16 protein-coding genes are annotated in these 18,674 nt (G+C 68.9%); 9 read left to right on the top strand and 7 right to left on the bottom strand.

What is annotated here, in order from left to right; all coding sequences use genetic code 11:
- Positions 1-4 precede the first annotated feature (4 nt).
- The 3 genes from ACFWUU_RS14600 to ACFWUU_RS14590 all read right to left on the bottom strand — a co-directional run bounded on the left by ACFWUU_RS14600 (position 5) and on the right by ACFWUU_RS14590 (position 5,280).
- On the bottom strand, positions 5-2,452 hold the full coding sequence (locus tag ACFWUU_RS14600; RefSeq protein ID WP_380175832.1) for a DNA topoisomerase (ATP-hydrolyzing) subunit A: 2,448 nt from the start codon (positions 2,450-2,452) through the stop codon (positions 5-7).
- A gap of 132 nt (positions 2,453-2,584) precedes the next feature.
- Complete coding sequence (locus ACFWUU_RS14595; RefSeq protein WP_380175829.1) at positions 2,585-4,513, bottom strand: FtsX-like permease family protein; 1,929 nt, start codon at positions 4,511-4,513, stop codon at positions 2,585-2,587.
- Positions 4,513-5,280, bottom strand: a complete 768-nt coding sequence (locus tag ACFWUU_RS14590; RefSeq protein ID WP_380175827.1) for an ABC transporter ATP-binding protein — start codon at positions 5,278-5,280, stop codon at positions 4,513-4,515. Before ACFWUU_RS14590 ends, ACFWUU_RS14595 begins: the two co-directional genes overlap by 1 nt.
- A 108-nt stretch (positions 5,281-5,388) precedes the next feature.
- On the opposite strand from ACFWUU_RS14590, the gene ACFWUU_RS14585 reads away from it, so the two are divergent.
- From ACFWUU_RS14585 to ACFWUU_RS14570, 4 genes are read left to right on the top strand one after another with little or no spacing between them, the layout of a single operon-like run.
- Positions 5,389-6,660, top strand: a complete 1,272-nt coding sequence (locus ACFWUU_RS14585; protein ID WP_380175825.1) for a sensor histidine kinase — start codon at positions 5,389-5,391, stop codon at positions 6,658-6,660.
- Positions 6,642-7,295 (top strand): response regulator transcription factor, encoded by a 654-nt coding sequence (locus tag ACFWUU_RS14580; RefSeq protein WP_137255298.1) that lies wholly within the window; start codon positions 6,642-6,644, stop codon positions 7,293-7,295. Before ACFWUU_RS14585 ends, ACFWUU_RS14580 begins: the two co-directional genes overlap by 19 nt.
- 2 nt (positions 7,296-7,297) lie before the next feature.
- Complete coding sequence (locus tag ACFWUU_RS14575) at positions 7,298-7,702, top strand: CoA-binding protein (RefSeq protein ID WP_170989784.1); 405 nt, start codon at positions 7,298-7,300, stop codon at positions 7,700-7,702.
- A gap of 9 nt (positions 7,703-7,711) precedes the next feature.
- Positions 7,712-8,134 (top strand): TIGR03667 family PPOX class F420-dependent oxidoreductase, encoded by a 423-nt coding sequence (locus tag ACFWUU_RS14570; RefSeq protein WP_380175823.1) that lies wholly within the window; start codon positions 7,712-7,714, stop codon positions 8,132-8,134.
- Here the strand turns inward: ACFWUU_RS14570 and ACFWUU_RS14565 are convergent.
- Genes ACFWUU_RS14565 through ACFWUU_RS14555 form a run of 3 tightly spaced genes read right to left on the bottom strand, consistent with a single transcriptional unit; the run spans position 8,131 to position 11,151 of the window.
- Positions 8,131-8,379: a DUF2630 family protein gene (locus ACFWUU_RS14565; protein WP_380175821.1), complete on the bottom strand. Its 249-nt coding sequence runs from the start codon at positions 8,377-8,379 to the stop codon at positions 8,131-8,133. The two genes, ACFWUU_RS14570 and ACFWUU_RS14565, sit on opposite strands and share 4 nt — an antisense overlap.
- Positions 8,380-8,396: 17 nt before the next feature.
- Positions 8,397-10,094 carry an AMP-binding protein gene (locus ACFWUU_RS14560; RefSeq protein ID WP_380175819.1) on the bottom strand — a complete coding sequence of 566 codons (1,698 nt, stop codon included), beginning with the start codon at positions 10,092-10,094 and terminating at the stop codon, positions 8,397-8,399.
- Positions 10,095-10,104: 10 nt separating this feature from the next.
- Entirely contained in the window at positions 10,105-11,151 is a 1,047-nt protein-coding gene (locus ACFWUU_RS14555) for an SLC13 family permease (protein WP_233714787.1), read from the bottom strand.
- Between the two features lie 42 nt (positions 11,152-11,193).
- Here ACFWUU_RS14555 and ACFWUU_RS14550 point away from each other — a divergent pair, with 42 nt between their 5' ends.
- Positions 11,194-13,890, top strand: a complete 2,697-nt coding sequence (locus ACFWUU_RS14550) for a GNAT family N-acetyltransferase (protein ID WP_380175817.1) — start codon at positions 11,194-11,196, stop codon at positions 13,888-13,890.
- Positions 13,891-13,899: 9 nt separating this feature from the next.
- On the opposite strand, the gene ACFWUU_RS14545 is transcribed toward ACFWUU_RS14550, so the two are convergent.
- Complete coding sequence (locus ACFWUU_RS14545; RefSeq protein WP_380175815.1) at positions 13,900-14,412, bottom strand: DUF2087 domain-containing protein; 513 nt, start codon at positions 14,410-14,412, stop codon at positions 13,900-13,902.
- 45 nt (positions 14,413-14,457) lie between these two features.
- Here ACFWUU_RS14545 and ACFWUU_RS14540 point away from each other — a divergent pair, with 45 nt between their 5' ends.
- From ACFWUU_RS14540 to ACFWUU_RS14525, 4 genes are all read left to right on the top strand, one after another.
- Positions 14,458-15,510: a P1 family peptidase gene (locus ACFWUU_RS14540; RefSeq protein ID WP_380175813.1), complete on the top strand. Its 1,053-nt coding sequence runs from the start codon at positions 14,458-14,460 to the stop codon at positions 15,508-15,510.
- A gap of 108 nt (positions 15,511-15,618) precedes the next feature.
- Positions 15,619-16,356: an ABC transporter ATP-binding protein gene (locus ACFWUU_RS14535; RefSeq protein WP_380175811.1), complete on the top strand. Its 738-nt coding sequence runs from the start codon at positions 15,619-15,621 to the stop codon at positions 16,354-16,356.
- Positions 16,357-16,361: 5 nt separating this feature from the next.
- On the top strand, positions 16,362-18,002 hold the full coding sequence (locus ACFWUU_RS14530; protein WP_380175809.1) for an FtsX-like permease family protein: 1,641 nt from the start codon (positions 16,362-16,364) through the stop codon (positions 18,000-18,002).
- A 58-nt stretch (positions 18,003-18,060) separates the two neighbouring features.
- Positions 18,061-18,672, top strand: coding sequence for a DUF5998 family protein (locus tag ACFWUU_RS14525; protein WP_137255308.1), 612 nt, complete (start codon positions 18,061-18,063; stop codon positions 18,670-18,672).
- Positions 18,673-18,674 lie beyond the last annotated feature (2 nt).

Raw genomic sequence — 18,674 nt, 5'->3', positions numbered from 1 at the left:
GGGGTCAGCCTGCCAGATCAGCAGCGCACGCAGCGATCGGCTGCGCGACCGGTACGCCGGAACCGTCCCGGCGCGGGTCGATCGGCGGGAGATCCACCGGAGCACCGCTGCTCGCGCTGGCCTTCACCGGCGCCGCACCGATGAAGCCGAGCAGCAGTCCGTCCTCACCCTTCAGCAGCCGCTGGCAGCGCACACCGCCGGTCCCGCGGCCCTTGCCCGGGTACTCGCTGAACGGCGTCACCTTGACCGCGCCGACCTCCGTCCCCGGCAGCGCCGACGACGAGCCCGCGATCGTGACGACCTGCGCCTCCCGGCCGGCGTCGACGGCTCCGAAGAACACCACCTTTGCCTTCGCAGCAAGCCGGACACCGGCCATACCGCCCGCGGTCCGTCCCTGCGGCCGTACTGCGGACGCGGGGAAATGCAGCAGTTGCGCGTCGGAGGTGATGAAGCACAACTCCTCTTCACCCGTGGACAGCTCGACCGCGCCGATGACCTCGTCGCCGTCCTTGAGCCCGATGATCTCCCACGAGTCGCGGTTGCTCAGGTGGTCCGGAACGACCCGCTTCACCACGCCGCCCGTCGTACCAAGAGCAACACCGACCGAGTCGGGGTCCATCGTCGTCAGCGCCAGCGCCTTCTCGCCCGGCTCCAGCGACACGAACTCCGCGATCGGCGCGCCACCTTGCAGGTTCGGCGCGGCAGCGGTCGTCGGTACGGCGGGAAGGTCCAGCGACTCGAGCCGGATCAACCGGCCTGCGCTCGTGATCAGGCCGTACTGCCCACGCGCCGTGCTCTTCACCGCGGACACGATCGCGTCGTGCTTCGCGCGCGCCTCGCCACCGCCGAACGGCTCGACCCCGTTCGTCCGGGCGAGCAGCCCGGTCGAGCTCATCAGGATCCAGCACGGGTCGTCGCTGACCTCGAGCGGCACCGCGGCCGTCTTGGTCGCGCCGGACGACTCCAGCAGGACGGTCCGTCGCGGGGTGCCGTAGGTCTTCGCGATCTCGGCGAGCTCGTCGGACACCGTCTTCTGCAGCAGCTTCGGGTCGTCGATGATCGCGGTCAGCGCCTCGATCTCGCGCTCCAGCTCGCCCTTCTCGGTCTCCAGCTCGAGCTTGGAGTACTTCGTCAGCCGGCGCAGCGGCATGTCCAGGATGTAGTTCGCCTGGATCTCGGACAGGTCGTAGATCTCGATCAGCCGGGACCGCGCCGCGGCCGAGTCGTCGCTGCTGCGGATGATCTGGATGACCTCGTCGATGTCGAGGATCGCGATCAGCATGCCCTCGACGATGTGCAGCCGGTCCTGCGCCTTCTTCCGGCGGAACTCGCTGCGCCGGCGGACCACGTCGTACCGGTGGTCGAGGTAGACCTCGAGGAGCTGCTTCAGGCCGAGCGTCCGCGGCTGGCCCTCGACCAGGCAGACGTTGTTGACGTGGAACGCGTCCTCGAGCGGGGTCAGCTTGTACAGCTGCTCCAGCAGCGCCTCGGGGACGAACCCGTTCTTGACCTCGATCACCAGCTGGGTGCCGTGGGTCCGGTCGGTCAGGTCCTTGACGTCGGCGATGCCCTGCAGCTTCTTCGCCTGGACCAGCGTCTTGATCTTCTCGATCACCTTCTCCGGGCCGACGGCGTACGGCAGCTCGGTGACGACGATGCCCTTGCGGCGCGGGGTGACGTTCTCGATCCGGGCGGTGGCGCGCATCTTGAAGCTGCCGCGGCCGGTCGCGTACGCGTCCTTGATGCCTTCCAGGCCGACGATCTTGCCGCCGGTCGGCAGGTCCGGCCCGGGCACGAACCGCATCAGGTCGTCGATGTCGGCGCTCGGCGTCTTGATCAGGTGCCGGAGCGCCTGGATCACCTCGACCAGGTTGTGCGGGGCCATGTTGGTGGCCATCCCGACCGCGATCCCGGTGGCGCCGTTGACCAGCAGGTTCGGGAAGGCGGCCGGCAGCACGGACGGCTCGTTCTCCTGGCCGTCGTAGTTCGGTTTGAAGTCGACGACGTTCTCGTCCAGGCCGGCCGTCATCGCCATCGCCGGCGGCGCCATCCGGCACTCGGTGTACCGCATCGCGGCCGGGCCGTCGTCGAGCGAGCCGAAGTTGCCGTGCGGGTCGATCAGCGGGACCCGCATCGACCAGGACTGCCCGGTCCGGACCAGGGCGTCGTAGATCGCGCCGTCGCCGTGCGGGTGGTACTTACCCATGACCTCACCGACGACGCGGGCGCACTTCACGTGCGAGCGGTCGGGGCGGATGTTGTTCTCCGCCATCGAGAACAGGATCCGCCGCTGCACCGGTTTCAGGCCGTCCCGCGCGTCGGGCAGCGCGCGGGCGTAGATCACCGAGTAGGCGTACTCCAGGTAGCTGGTACGCATCTCGTCGGAGACGTCGATGTCGAGGATGCGCTCCTCGAAGTCTTCGGGTTCGGCGGTGCTGGTACGGCGTGCCATGCGGGTCTACGAGCTCCTCGATCAAACCGGTACGACGCCGCGACGGTCCGGCGCCGTACCCATTGTCCCTGGTCAACGGCTGTTTGCCCGGCCACGACCCACCCTTGCGCCGATCATCTCCGCCGTACCGGTCTATTCCATTACTGCGGAAGGCTGTGACCGGCGCAGGATGTACGTGGTCGGGGCCAGAGCGGACCCTACCGCCAGGATCAGACAAAGTCCGCCGATCCCCAGCAGCACGCCCCACGGAACCGTGAACGGTACGTCGGCCAGCCCCGCGTTCATCGCGTGCCGGATCAGGATCCCGACCGTCACGGTGATCGCCGTACCGAGACTCAGCGCGACCGCTCCGACCAGCGACGACTCCCACAGCACCATCCGCCGGATCTGCGCCGGCGTCGCGCCGAGCAGCCGCGAGGTGACGAACTCGTGCCGCCGCTGCAGGCTGCCCATCAGCAGCGTGTTGGCGATCGCGCTGTACAGCCCGGCCGGACCGAGCAGCAGGATCAGCCCGAACTGGTTCCCCTTGCGTACGCCGTCCGCCTGGTCGGCCTCCCAGTCCGCCGCCAGCTGCGCATTCGGCAACTGCTTCACCAGGCTCGCGGGATCGACGCCGTCGGCCGGCAGCACGAACTGCCGCTCGGGCTCGGCCTTCGGCGCGTGCTTGCGTGCCAGGTCGAGCGGGATCAGCAGCGACGCGTTCACACCGAACGCGTCCTTCACGATCGCCACCACCCGCAGCTTCACCGGCGTCCGGTCGACGAACACCAGCGGGATCTCGTCGCCGACCTTGTACCCCTCGAACCCGGACATTTCCTTGCCAATAGCAACCGTATTCCCGGTGAGCTGACGGACATCCCCGGACAGCGCGGTCAGATCTCGGGTCTGCGACGCGACCGCCGGATCGATCCCCTCGACATCCTCCAGCTCCGCATCATCCCGATCGATCCGCACCATTTGCAGCGGCAAGGCGGCATCCACCGCTTTCACTCCAGGCCCTGCAACTGGCGCACCTCCGGTGACAACGATCGGCGCGCGAACAGCATCCCGGATCGTCGCCCCAGCACTGTCCGCGGCAAAGCTCAGGCTGAGCACCATCGAGCCGGCTACGGCCGAGATCGCGAGGATGGGTGCGGCGAGCGACGCACTTCGGCGTGGCGCGGCGACCACGTTGCTACGGGCCAGCCGACCGGACACGCGCGTCCACGCGACCAACGGCAGCGCCCACAGTCGCCCGACCACCGGTACGACGAGCGGCGCGAGCAGCGTCAGCGCGATCACCATCACCATCGGCGTGAACATCGCCAGCGGTACGGCGCCGTCGCCGCTCGACGGCCGGATCAGCGACAGCATCGTGATCGCGCCGCCCATGAACAGCAGGCCGAAGATGATCCTGACCGCCCCGATCCGCGGCGGCTCGAGCGCAGCCTCCCGCAACGCATCGATCGGCCCGACCCGCCCAGCCCGCCTCGCCGCCGACCGCGCCCCGAGCATCGCGACCAACAGCCCGGCCGACACGGCGATCGCCAGCGGCAACCACGGCGACGCCGGCTCGAGCTTCACCGGCGCAAGCTCGGTGTACGACGCCTTCGCCAGCAGGAGCGGGGTCGCAAGCTGAGCCGCGACCGCGCCGGTCAATGACGCAGCCAAAGCGACGACGAGCGCCTCGCCGAGGACCATTCGGCGGATCTGTCGTGGAGTCGCGCCGATGAGTCGCAGCAAGCCGATCTCCTGCCGCCGCGATGCGACCGCGAAGGCGAAGGTGCTGGCGATGACGAAGATCGTGATGAATCCGCTGATCGCCCCGACCATGTTCAGGACGACCTGCAGCCCCGAGACGTCGGCGTCCGAGAACGGCACCCGGATCTGCCGAGGTGCTGCGTCGTCGCCGCCGAGCGTGGTGACTGTGATCGCGGACGCGGCCGGTCCGCGGTACGCGATGGTCGCTGCCGTTGCCGTCGCAGCCAGCCCGAGCAGGAAGACTCCGACGGCGAGCGCGACGAACGAACCGGCGTACAGCGACCGGTGGCGGCTGACGGTCTGTCGGCTGAGGTAGAACATCACTGCTCCAGGTCGCTCATGGCCGCGGCGATCTGGGTCGGCGTGGCGCGGTCGAGGTGTCCGGCGAGCAGTCCGTCGGACAGGAACAGCACGCGCTCGGCGTACGCCGCGGCTACTGGGTCGTGGGTGACCATGACGACGGTCTGCCCGGCGCGGTCAGTTGCTTCTCGCAACAGCGCGAGGACCTGCCGGCTGGTGCCGCTGTCCAGCGCACCGGTCGGCTCGTCGGCGAAGAACACCGACGGCTGGGTGATCAGCGCCCGTGCGATCGCGACCCGCTGCTGCTGACCACCCGACAGCTCGGCAGGCCGCCGCTTCGCTTTGCCGTCCAGTCCGACCTGGTCCAGCACCCGGTGTACGTCGTTGCGCGACGGCCGGCGTCCGGTCAGCCGGAGCGGCAGTGCGACGTTGTCGTACACAGTCAGCGACGGCAGCAGGTTGTAGGCCTGGAAGACGAAGCCCATCTCCGCCCGGCGCAGCTTGGTCAGCTCGACCTCGTTCAGCCCGTTCAGCGTCACTCCGTTGAGTACGACGCTGCCCGTGGTCGGCTGGTCGAGTCCGGCGGCGCACTGGAGCAGCGTCGACTTGCCGGAACCGGATGGGCCCATGACGGCCGTGAACGAGCCGCGGGCGAAGTGGTACGTCACTCCGCGCAGCGCGTCGACCGCGCCGGCCTTGGAGCGGTACGTCTTGGTGATGCCGTCGAGGAGCAGCGCAGGCGGCTCGACGGGCGAGACGGTCGGGTACGAAGGCGCGGTAGCGGTCATGGAACCAGGCAACCGCGGAAGCGCGCACGGAACCCTGGCTCATGGTGGAGACCTGGAGTAGCGCGCACGCTACCGCCCTCCGGGCTGGACCACATCTAGGCTTGAGAAGTGGAGAGACCAAAGACGGCGTGGGCAGCGCTAGCGTCGCCCCGCTACCTGATCTCGTCGTGGCCGTGGCGGAGCTACGCCTATCTCTTCACGTCCATCCCGGCCGGGGCGCTGGCGATCTGCGTGCTGGTGGGGCTGGCCGCGGTCAGCGCAGTACTCAGCCCGATCCTGATCGGCGTTCTGATGCTGACCGCGTTCCCGCTGATCGGTGCGGCGATCGGTTGGGCCGAGCGCTGGCGGGCCGGGCTGATGTTGGTAGACGGGATCAGCAGCCCGCACGCGAAGCTGCCGAGAGGACTCACCGTCCGGCAGCGGCTGACCTTCCGGCGACGGGAGCAGGCGTCGATGCGGGCGCTGGGTTACAGCTTCGTGCTCGGTGTCTTCCTCTGGCTCGTCGGCGGGGCCTTCGCTGCCATGAGTGCGACGATCCTGCTCACCACGCTGGCCGCGCCGATCATCGCCGACAACGACGAGATGGGGATGGGGCCGTGGACGCTGGACTCGGCCTGGGAAGGGCTCATCTTCCTGGTCCTGTTCGGGCCGGTGTTCTACGTGGTCAGCTCGTACCTGCTCGGCGTCATCGCCGGTGCCGAGGCCTCGCTCGCGAAGGCCATGCTCGGTCCGCGACAGGAGGAGCTGCAGCGCAATCTGGCCGAGCTACGGCGCTCGCGGCTCGATCTTGTCGACGCGTTCGAGACCGAGCGGGCGCGGATCGAGCGGCACCTGCACGACGGCGTACAGCAGCGGCTGGTCGGGCTGACGATGACGCTCGGGCTGGCCGAGCTGGATCTGCCGGACGGCGAGGGGCGACGGCTGGTGGTCAAGGCGCACTCCGAGGCGGAAGCCGCGTTGGCCGACCTGCGGGCCGCAGTACGAGGGATCCATCCGCGCGTCCTGGTCGATCACGGACTGGAGGCCGCCGTACGGGAGGTGGCGGACCGGATGCCGCTACCGGTGACGGTGCAGCTGTCCACCACCCGCTTGCCACCGCCGATCGAGGCCGCGGCGTACTTCGTCGTGTCCGAGGCGCTCGCCAATGTCGCGAAGCACGCGCAGGCGACGAAGTGCGACGTGTCCGGCTGGGTGGATCGTGACCGGCTCGTCATTGCGATCCAGGACGACGGTATCGGCGGCGCACGTCTCGGTGCGGGGACCGGACTCACCGGGCTGGTGACGCGACTGGACGCCTTGGGCGGCACACTCGACGTCGACAGCCCACCCGGTGGGCCGACCCGACTGAGAATGGAGTGCCCGTGCCGACTCGGCGACTGAGCATTGTGCTGGCTGAGGACTCGCTCCTGTTGCGGGAGGGTTTGGCCAGCATTCTGGATCGCGCCGGGCACGACGTACGGGACACGGTAGGGGATGCCGACACGCTGCTGGCCGTCGTACGCAAGGACCCGCCGGACGTCGTGATCACCGACGTGCGGATGCCGCCCGGACACTCCGACGAAGGCCTGCGCGCGGCTGCGGCGATCCGGGCGGAGCTGCCGGCGATCGGGATCCTGGTGCTCTCGCAGTACGTCGCCGACGCGTACCTGTCGACGTTGCTGGAGACAACGACCGGCGGGATCGGGTACCTGCTGAAGGACCGCGTCGGGCACGTCGCCGAGTTCCTCGAGTCGCTGGACCGGGTCGCGAACGGCGGGACCGTGGTCGACCCGGAGGTCGTACGTCAACTGCTCGCCCGACGACGCAACGACGGGCCGCTGGCCGCACTCACGCCGCGCGAACTCGAGGTGCTCGCGCTGATGGCGGAGGGCCGAGTGAACGCCTCGATCGCGGAACAGCTCGTGGTGAGCGAGGCCGCGGTCCGCAAGCACGTGGGAAACATTTTCGCCAAGCTGCGGTTGGAAGATGGGTTGGACCGGCGCGTATCCGCGGTGCTGACCTACTTGAGGGGCTGAACATGGACGAGGCGATCCGGAAGATCCTGGCCGACTGCGACACGTGGGCCGTGGTCGGGCTGTCGAACAACACGAGCCGCGCGGCGTACGGCGTGGCCCGGTTCCTGCAGAGTCACGGGAAGCGGATCGTGCCGGTGCACCCGTCCGCGGAGACCGTGCACGGCGAGCAGGGGTACGCGACGCTCGCCGACATCCCGTTCCCGGTCGACTGCGTGGACGTGTTCGTCAACTCCGACCTGGCCGGCGACATCGCGGACCAAGCGGTGGGAATCAACGCCAAGGCGGTCTGGTTCCAACTGGACGTAGTTGATCAGGACGCCTACGAGCGGACGACCGCGGCCGGACTCACGATGGTGATGAACCACTGCCCGGCGATCGAGTGGGGGCGTCTCGGACCATCGCTCTGAAAGGTTCTGATGTTCACGATTGACACCTCCACCGGCTTCGGCAAGCGGATCGCCCGGCAACTCGACGACGAGCGGATCGTCTGGCTGACCTCGGTCGCCAAGTCCGGTACACCGGCTCCGACGCCGGTCTGGTTCCTCTGGTACAACGACGAGATCCTGATCGGCAGCGAGCCGGACAAGGCCAAGCTGCGTAACATCGCCGCCCACCCGCAGGTCAGCGTGAACTTCAACGCGACGCACACCGGGGGAGACGTCGGCGTCATCACCGGTACGGCGGTGATCGAGAGCGCACCGATCAGCGGCGACGCCCTCACGGCGTACAACGCGAAGTACGCCGACGACATCGCTGGGCTGGGGATGACTCCGGATCAGTTCCATGCGTCGTACTCGGTCCTGATCCGGATCACCCCGGAGAAACTGAGAGGTTTCTAGTTCAGGTAGCCCTCGACGGTGTCGGCCGAACGGGCCTGCGCGTCGTCCGGGTTCTCGCCGAACTCACGCCGTGCCCGCCGCTGCCGGAGCAGGTCCCAGCACTGGTCCAACTCGACCTCGACAGCCTTCAGCCGCGCGTGCTCGTCGGCGTCGCTGATCTGCCCGGCGGCGTGCTTGGCGCGGAGGTCCTTCTCCTCCGCGACCAGGTCGTCGATCCGCCCGATGATGCTCTTGTCGTCGCTCATGAGCAAAATGTACGCCGCTACTTGAAGTCGGCCTCGTCGTAGGTGTTGCCGGCGCCGCTCTCGACCTTCGCGGCCTCGTCCGCGCGGAGCTCGACCCGCCGGATCTTGCCGGAGATCGTCTTCGGCAGGTCGGCGAACTCGAGGCGGCGGATCCGCTTGTACGGCGCGAGGTGCTCGCGGCAGAACGCCAGGATCTCCCCGGCCAGCTCCCGCGACGGCTCGTGCCCGGCCGCGAGGACGACGTACGCCTTGGGCACGGCGAGCCGGACCGGGTCCGGGGACGGTACGACGGCCGCCTCCGCGACCGCGGGGTGTTCGATCAGCACCGACTCGAGCTCGAACGGCGAGATCCGGTAGTCGCTGGCCTTGAAGACATCGTCCGAGCGGCCGACGTACGTGATGTACCCGTCCGCGTCCCGGCTCGCGACGTCGCCGGTGTGGTAGAACCCGTTCCGCATCACTTCGGCGGTCAGCTCGTCCGCGTCCCGGTAGCCGCGCATCAACGGGACCGGCGCAGGTGCCAGCTCGATGCAGATCTCGCCGTCGTCGCCGATCACGTCCGAGGCCGGATCGATCAGCGCGATGCTGTACCCGGGCAGCGGCCGCCCCATCGAGCCGAGCTTCACCGGCTGACCCGGTGTGTTGCCGATCTGCGCGGTCGTCTCGGTCTGGCCGTACCCGTCCCGGATGGTGATGTCCCAGGCGTTGCGGACCTGCTCGATCACCTCAGGGTTCAGCGGCTCACCGGCCGAGATGCACTCACGGATCTGTACGTCGACCGCTGACAGGTCGGCCTGGATCAGCATCCGCCACACGGTCGGCGGTGCGCAGAACGTGGTCACGCCGTACTCCTGCAGGATCTGGAGCATCCGCTCGGCGTTGAAGCGCGTGTAGTTGTAGAGGAAGACGGTCGCACCGGCGTTCCACGGCGCGAACACGTTGCTCCACGAGTGCTTGGCCCAGCCTGGTGACGACACGTTCAGGTGTACGTCGCCGGGCTGCAGGCCGATCCAGTACATCGTCGACAGGTGGCCCAGCGGGTAGCTGACCTGCGTGTGCTCGACCAGCTTCGGCTGACTCGTCGTACCGGAGGTGAAGTACAGCAGCAGCGAGTCGTCGGCGGCCGTGTCGACCTCGGGGACAGGACCTTCGTAGCTCTCGGTGTCGGCGTACCGCAGCCAGCCCTCGGCGTCCGCACCGACGGCGACCCGGATGCAGTGGTCCGCGATCCCGGCGTACCGGTCGGCGTCAGCGCCACTGGTCACGACTGCGCGGACGTTGCCGCGGGAGATGCGGTCGGCGAGGTCGGCGTCGGTGAGCAACGTGGTCGCGGGGATCATCACCGCGCCGGCGCGGATGCAGCCGAGCATCGTCTCCCAGAGCTCGACCTGGTTGCCGAGCACGATCAGCACCCGATCGCCCGGCTTGAGACCCGCTTCGGTGAGCCAGCCGGCGAGCTGGCGGGACCGCTCGGCCATCTCGGCGTACGTCCGGGAGGTGACCTGACCGTCCTCCTCGACGATCGTCAGCGCCGCCACCTCGGCCTGCTCGACCGCCAGCGCGTCGAACCAGTCCCGCGCCCAGTTGAACCGCTCGAACGCCGGCCAACTGAAGTCCCGGTACGCCGTCTCGTAGTCGTCCCGATGCGCCACGAGGAAGTCGCGCGCGTCACGGAACTCCCGGGTCACCGCCGAGGTGCTCTGCTCCGTCGCCATGTCGCGCACATTACCCATTCAGTGCCAAAACAGCTCCTGTCACGACAAGTGGCGTGAGGATGAGACCGCGCCACAGGAACGACCACCAGGAGATGTCCACCCGGGCAGCGTCGCACCGGGCGCGCCAGAGCAGGGTGGCGAGCGAACCCCACAGCGTCAGCAGGCATCCGCAGTTCACGCCGATCAGCAGCGCCATCATCCGGTGCGGGCTGCTGGACGCGACCGGCTCCATCGCGATGTACGCCGGGAGGTTGTCGAACAGGTTCGCTCCGACGGACGCTGTCGCGCTCAGCCGCAGCTCTGACGTGGTCCCCGCGACGCGCCGGAGCAGGTCCTCGAGCCCGTGGGCGCTGAGGAACCCGACCACCGTGAACAGCACGACGACCGTGATCACGAGCTTGTACGGGATCAGCGACCACCGCAGCACGTCGCGCCGCCGGACCGCGAACAACACGACCAGCACGATCGCCCCGATGCTCGCCGGGTAGGCGACCTCGACGCCCGACACGAACGCAGGCCCCAGCAGCACACACACGCCCGCTGAGCCCCAGAACAGCACCTTGTCCTCGACCGGCGGCGTCGGCGGTACGGCGTACTTCCGGCGCAGGTCCCGGTGGAAGAGGACCGCGAGTACGACGACCGTGATCAGGATCGACGCGATCGCGGGACGCCAACTGACCGAGATGAACGAGGTGTCCAACTGGCGGAACTGGTGGAGGGCGAGCAGGTTCGTGAGATTGGACACGGGCAGTAGCAAGGACGCCGTACCGGCCAGCCAGACCGTGGTGAACGCGAACAGCTTCGGCGGGATCTCCAGCTGGCGTGCCATCGACAGCACGACCGGTGTCAGCAGCACCGCGCAGGTGTCCAACGACAGCACGATTGTGAGCCCGGTGGCGAGCGCGACGACCAGCAGCCAGAGTCGCCAGACCCGGCCGCGGGCGAGGTGCGCGGCCTCCCGCGCCGCGACGTCGAACACCTTGGCCTGGTCGGCCAGCTCGGCGATGACGGTCACGGCGATCAGGAAGACCAGCACCGGCGCGATGCGCTCGACCAATATTCACGACCTCCGAGGTCACTGTTTGAGTACGCTTACGAGGTGCCGGACCAGTATGACCACGAGCTGCCGGACGGCTATCCGGCGGAGTACGAGGCCGATGTCGTCCTGCGGGACGGCGCGACCGCACATCTGCGTCCGATCACGCCCTCCGACGCGGACCTGCTGGTGGCGTTCTACGCCCGGGTGTCCGAGCAGTCGAAGTACTACCGCTTCTTTGCCCCGTACCCACAGCTATCCGATCGCGATGTGGCGAGGTTCACCACGGTCGACTACCACGACCGCCTCGCCCTGATCGTCACGGTCGGTGACGAGATGATCGGCGTCGGCCGGTACGAGCGGACCGGACGGCATACCGCGGAGGTCGCATTCCTGATCGAGGACGCGCACCAGGGCCGTGGCCTCGGACAGCTGTTCCTCGAGCACCTGGCCCAGGCGGCCCGCGAGAACGGCATCCACCGATTCGTCGCCGAAGTACTGCCGGACAACCGGAAGATGATCACGGTCTTCGCCGAGGCCGGGTACAAGGTCGCGCGGGAGTTCGAGGACGGCGTGATCGTGGTCGAGTTCGACATCGCGCCGACCGATACGTCATTCGGCGTGATGCAGGCCCGCGAGCAGCGCTCCGAGGCACTGTCGATCGCGCGACTGCTGACCCCGTCGTCGGTGGCCGTGATCGGCGCGAGCCGGCGCGAAGGCACGATCGGCAACGCATTGCTCCGCAACCTCCGCGACGGCGGCTTCCCGGGCCGGTTGTACGCCGTGAACACCGACACCAAAGCTGACGAGATCGAGGGCGTCCCGGCGTACCCGACGATCCGTGAGGTGAGTGACACGGTCGACCTGGCGGTGGTCGCGGTCAAGGCGGAGATGGTCGCGGACGTCGTGCTGGACTGCGCGGCGAAGGGCGTGCGCGGGCTGGTCGTGGTGTCCAGCGGGTTCGCCGAGATCGGGGACGAAGGCCGGAAGCGGCAGCGGTACCTGGTCGGGCTCGCGCGCTCGTACGGCATGCGCGTGATCGGCCCGAACGCGCTCGGCGTCATCAACACCGCGGCCGGGGTCTCGCTGAACGCCACGCTGTCGCCGCTGATGCCGAGCAAGGGCCGGGTCGCGTTCTTCTGCCAGTCCGGCGCGCTCGGCGTACCGATCCTGGCCGACATGGTCGGTCGTGGTCTCGGTCTGTCGAGCTTCGTCTCGGCCGGCAACCGGGCCGATGTGTCGGGCAACGACCTGATGCAGTTCTGGTACTCCGACGAGGCTACCGAGGTCGTCCTGCTGTATCTCGAGTCGCTCGGCAACCCGCGCAAGTTCAGCCGGGTCTCGCGCCGTCTCGCAGGGCGGAAGCCGGTGATCGCGTTGAAGTCCGGCCGGGCCACGCAGGGCGTGCCGGTGGGCCAGATGATCCGGCGCAGCAAGTTGCCTCCAGCAACCGTCGAGTCGTTGTTCCGGCAGAGCGGCCTGATCGGCGTGGACACCACCGGCGAGCTGTTCGACGTCGCCCAGCTGCTCGCGCACCAGCCATTGCCGAAGGGCCGCCGGGTCGCGATCGTCTCGAACTCCGATGCGTTGACACTGCTCGCGCTGGACACCATGGCGGGTTGCGGGCTCGACACGGCCGGCGAGCCGCGGAACCTGAGCGCGGACGCGACCGCATCGGACTTCGGTGTGGCCCTGTCCGAGGTGTTCGCCGACGACCGGGTGCATTCGGTCGTGGTCATCTACACGCCGCCGGTCCAGTCGAACGGCGCCGAGGTCGCGCAGGTGCTCGCCGCGGCGGCAGCCGACTCGGACAAGCCCGTGGTGTCGACGTTCCTCGCCTCCCGCAGCGTCCCCGCCGAACTGCAGGTGCCTGACGAGGACGGTGGTGCCGCGCGCGGATCGATCCCGTCGTTCCTCAACCCGCAGTACGCCGTCGGCGCGCTCGCGAAGGCAACGCAGTACGCCGAGTGGCGCCGGCGCTCAGACAGCCGGATCCCGGACCTGCCGGATGTGGACACCGCCGGGGGAGAGGACTTCGTCGCGGAGTTCCTGCAGCGGCATCCGGGCGGCGCTGATCTCGACGAGGCGGACCGGCAGCGGCTGCTGAGTTTCTACGGGATCAGTGTGCTGCCGGCGTTCCCGGTGCTGAGCGCGGACGAGGCGGTCGACCGGGCGGCGGATCTCGGGTTCGAGGTGATCCTGAAGGCGACCGCGGAGCAGTGGCGGATGCGGCCCGACCTGGCCGACATCTGGCGGCACATCCACGACGAGGACGACATGCGGGCGGCCTGGGCGGAGATGACCCAGATGTTCGGGGTCGCGTCGGATCCGGGGCGGGCGCAGTTCGTCGTACAGAAGATGGCGCCGCCCGGGGTGCCGGTGGTGATCTCGACGATCGAGGACGTGTCGTTCGGGCCGGTGGTGACGTTCGGGTTGTCCGGAGTAGCGACCGACCTGCTCGGCGACCGGTCGTACCGGATGCCGCCGCTGACCACGCGGGACGCGGCCGAGATGGTGCGCGAGGTCAAGGCGTCGCCCTTGTTGTACGGCTACCGCGGCTCGGACCCGGTTGACATCTCCGCGATCGAAGACCTGCTCCACCGGGTCTCCCGGCTGACCCTCGACCTCGAGGAGGTCGTCCGGCTCGACCTGCGCTCGGTCCTGGTCTCGGCCGAGGGCGCCTGCGTCCTCGACACCACCGTCCGCATCGCGCCGAACGAGAAGCCTCGCCAGGACACTCCCGCCCGTCGGCTCACCTGACACGCGCGGTCACCCCGTGCGCGTGTAGATGCCGTTCTCTCGCGTCAGCAACCTGGTGTCCACCAACTGCCGCCGCAGCGCGGCATGGTCGGGGTGCCAGCGGTTGAGGATCTCGTTGACCTCGGTCTCCGGGTAGCTGCGGCCGACCTCGAAGTTCTGCGCCAGGTACTCGAGCACGATCCGGAACTTGTCCGGGTACGTCGGGAAATGCGTCAGTCGCCCGTCGCGGATGAACGACTTCAGCACGTTGTCGCGCTCGGGATCCGGGTCCAGCGGCACGCGTTCGGGACGGCTCTCGCGGACGGCGTCCTTGAACGCCGCCTCGTCCGCGGTGAACCCGTCGCGGGTGGCCTCGATCAGCCCGCCCTTGGTCAGCCGCTGCAGTGCCTTCACCACGACCGGCGCGGCGAGTCCGGTGCTCCCGGCAACCTGCTCGGGGGTGGAGGCGCCGAGGACGATCGCGGAGTACGTCCGCAACCTCGACGGTTCGGCCAGCAGACCACAGAGCTGATCGGCGTTCATGCATTTCACGCTAACGTTCACCGCAACCGGATTATGATCCGCAGCATGCAACCTGGTCCGCACAATGCGATCACCGATGTCCCTGGAGTGCTTGTCGGTCAGGTGGAGCGCGTCGATGCGCCGTACCTCACCGGCACGACGGTCATCCACGTTCCGACCACCGCTGTCGCCGGTGTCGATGTCCGCGGTGGAGCGCCGGGCACGCGGGAGACGGACCTGCTCTCGCCGGTGAACTCGAACGGCGGCGTGAACGCGATCGTGCTGACCGGCGGAAGCGCGTTCGGACTGGACACCGCCGGCAGGGTGATGCGCTGGCTGGAGGAGCGCGGTGAGGGCGTCCGCGTCGGCCAGAGCGAGTACGACGTGGTGCCGATCGTGCCGGCCGCGGTGATCTTCGACCTCGCCCGCGGCGGCGACTTCAAGGCCCGGCCGGAGCCGTCCTGGGGAGCCGACGCGATCGCCGCCGCCACCGACGGACCTGTTGCCCTGGGCAACCACGGCGCCGGGGCCGGAGCCCGGGCGCGCTCACTGAAGGGTGGCGTCGGGTCAGCCAGCATCCGGCTCGACGACGGTACGACGGTTGGCGTACTGGTGATCGTCAACGCGGCCGGCTCGACCGTCGACGCCGACGGGAACCTGTACGGCGCGCGGTTCGGGATCGGTGACGAATTCAGCCACCTGCGTACTCCGGTCGAGCCGCCGCCACCGGCCGCGCCCGGTCGCAACCTGATCCCGGGGCCGTCGATGAACACGGTGATCGCCGTGTTGGCCACCGACGTACCGCTCGACAAGGCGGCGACGAAGCGGATGGCGATGGTCGCGCACGACGGACTGGCGCGGGCGATCGATCCGATCCACACGCTCGTCGACGGTGACAGCATCTTCGCGTTGTCGACCAGGTTGCCCGACGACGACCGACCCCGGCTGAGCGTCACCGACCCGATGGCGCTGGGGCAGCTGGAGACGCTCTACGCGGCCGGTGCGCGGACGCTGTCGCGGGCGATCGTGCACGCGATGCTCAACGCCGAGTCGGTGGAGACGCCGGGCGGCACGATCCCGAGCTATCGGGACGCGTTTCCGTCAGCGTTCCAGGCCTGACGTACGACTTCAGTCGTACGCCGGTGGGCCGAAAGGCATCGGAAGACGACGGTAAGACCGGTCTGCGGGCCGACGATCGCGGGCGGCGTACGCGGAAGGCTCTGGGCTATGAACTTCCAGAGTCCCCAGTCGCAGGTCGTGCTCTCCGGTCATGGCCTGGTCAAGCATTACGGCAGCGTCGTCGGCCTGGCCGGCGTGGACGTTGCCGTCCGGTCCGGCGAGGCGCTCGCGGTGATGGGCCCGAGCGGCAATGGCAAGACCACTCTCCTGCATGTGCTGGCCGGAATTCTCACGCCGGACCAGGGGGAGGTGTGGCTCGGCGGTGAACGCGTGGACCAGCTGAACGATGCCGCCCGGACCGTACTGCGTCGGCGTCGGCTCGGCTTCGTGTTCCAGGACAACCAACTGCTCGCCGAGCTGCCCGCCGACGAGAACGTAGCGCTCCCGCTGATGGTGGACGGTCTGAGCCGTCGGGACGCGATCGGCCGGGCACGGAACATGCTGGCGCAGGTGGGCCTCGCCGCTGAGGTTGGTCGGCGTCCTGGTGAGCTATCTGGTGGTCAGGCGCAACGAGTCGCGATTGCCCGTGCCCTGGTCGGCGAACCGCAGGTGGTGTTCGCCGACGAGCCAACCGGCGCTCTGGACGCAGCCACCGGCTCCCAGGTCATTGACCTGCTGGTCGGCGCCGCCACCTACCGCGGCGCCGCAGTAGTAGTCGTCACCCACGACAACGCCGTGGCAGCCCGCTGCCACCGAGCCCTCCACATCGTCGATGGCCGCGTGGGCGACGCACCGGGCGTCGGCCCGCTCCCCGGTGGTCCGCTCGGAAGCGGGGTCGTGCGATGAATCCGATGACTGATCTCGGTCTGCGCTTCGTCCGTCGGCCTGGGCCCGGTGGCCGGGCCGCCAACCTGGCAGCGCTCGGTGCGACGGCTGTCGTCGCACTTCTCGTCTCCTTCTTGATCGCCGGCTCACTCGGACTGTCGCACCGGTCGGAGCGCATCGGCTGGCGGAGTGCGGACAAGGCCGACCCGGCGACCGCGATCGGTGCCTTGAACCTCGACGACGACCAGCGCGTGGACGGTCACCGCCTGAGCGTCCTCGACCTCGCCACACTCAAGCCCAACGAACTCCCGCCACCACCCGGCCTCGACCACACCCCGAAGCCCGGTGAGGTCTTCGTATCGCCCGAGGTCGCCAAGCACTGGTCCAGCCTCAGCACCAAGTACGGCGTTGCGCAGCCGACCGGCGTGATCAGCGCGAAGGGGCTGTCGTCACCAGAGGAGTTCATCGTCATCCGCGGCGTCCGAACGATCCCGGCCGACGAGCACCCGCAGTACGTGAGCAGCTGGAACGAGAAGGTCTGGGACAGCCGTATGGTCGGCCTGCTGATCGCCGTCGCGTTCGGCATCACGCTGGTGCTGTTCCCGATCCTCAGCCTCGTCGGCCAAGCCGCAGGCGTCGCCGCCAAGCGCCGCGAACACAGACTGGCCGCACTGCGTCTCGCAGGCGCCACACGGACGCAGGTCCTTTGGCTGAGCGCTGTAGAGCAGGCCGTCCTAGCAATGGCCGGCGCAGTGGTCGGACTGGTCGGCTACACCGTTCTCAGTCCACTGATCGCCCGCATCCCGCTCGGCGGCGGACGCTGGTACGTCGGTGACATCACCGTCAACTGGTGGACGGTCCTCGTCGTCCTGGTCGCCGTACCCGTTCTGTCTGTAGTGAGCGCGCTGATCGGACTCGGCCGCGTCAGCATCACCCCGCTGGGCGTTGTCCGCGGCCAGACCCGCAAGGGCGTCAGCGTCCTGCGCATCGGCTTGCTGGTGATCGGTCCGGTGATCCTGGCGTACTACGGGATGCAGGCCGCTCTCCTGCCCTTGCTGATCGGTGTCGGGTTCGCTGCGCTCGCCGTACGCGTCATCGGCCCGTTCGCGGTGCAGGTGGTCGGCAAGACGATGGCGAACCTGGCAAACGGTCCCGTGACGTTGCTGGCCGGTCGCAGACTTGTGGACGACCCGAAAGGCGCCTTCCGTCCAGTGGCGGCGCTGGTGCTGTCCGGCTTCGTCACCGGCTTCATCTCGGTGTTCATGCCGCCCGGTGACGACGACCCGAGCTTCCACGACATGCGCATCGGTGTAGCGCTCCTGCTTTCGCTGGTGTTCCTGACCGTTGCAGCGTCCACGGCAGCCGGTGCGGTTGGTACGGCGCTGGACCAGGCGGCTCCGGCGCGAGCGCTGCGTCGGTCCGGCGTACCGCTGAAGGTGATCGAGCGGTCGGCGCGGGTCGCGGCCGTCGTACCGGTGATCGGGGTCGGGCTGCCGGTCGTCGGGTTCGGTGCGCTCTGCGGCCTGGCACTCAGCGGCGGCAAGGTCATCACGCAGGGCAACTCCGGCGTACTGCTGCTGATCGGGCAGGTGGTGGCCGGTCTGGTCCTCGTCGCGGTCGCCGGCGCCGCCGGTGCGCCGGTCCTGCGGAAGGCGAGCGCGAACTGAGCGTGGTTGTCCACAAGGGTCGAACGCTCGGGGTCGCGATCGTGCAAGGATGGGCTGCATGCGTGACCTGAATGCACCGGAGCTCGCGGACGCATCCGCGGACCTGCGCGAGGCGATAGATCGGTGCGGCTACTACCCCGACGTGGTGACCGATTCGCTCGAGGTGGCGATCGCCGGCGAGCCGATCCGGGCCTACGTGCTGCAGCACGAGCCGACGTTCGACCGTGACGAGGTCCGGCGGCACATCACGATCCTGGCGCTGACCCCGAGCCGGCTGATCGTCGGCCACACCGACGAACACGCCGCCGACGAACTCATCCGCGCACCGTACGCGTCGACCTCCACCGAGGCGATCCCGCTGCACCGGGTGAACGCCGTGGTCGTGAACCGCGTCGTCCCGAATCCGGCCGGCTACGCCTCCGGCAAGGCCGACCCGGCCGTGGCCGGCGCCGGCGAGGTCGTGCTGACGATCGGCTGGGGCATGGTCAACCGGATCGACCTCGAGCCGGCCGTCTGCGCCGACCCGAACTGCGAGGCCGACCACGGGTACACCGGCTCGGTCGCGGCCGACGACATCTCGCTGCGGATCAGCGCGGCGGCCGACGGCCCGGCCGGCATCCAGCAGGTCCTCGAGTTCGCCAAGGCACTGTCCTTCGCGACCACCAGGTAGTG

The organism is Kribbella sp. NPDC058693 (assembly GCF_042715335.1).
GTDB lineage: Bacteria > Actinomycetota > Actinomycetes > Propionibacteriales > Kribbellaceae > Kribbella > Kribbella jiaozuonensis.
The sequence above is the reverse complement of the archived record's forward strand: the minus strand, read 5'-3'. Positions and strand labels throughout refer to the sequence as shown.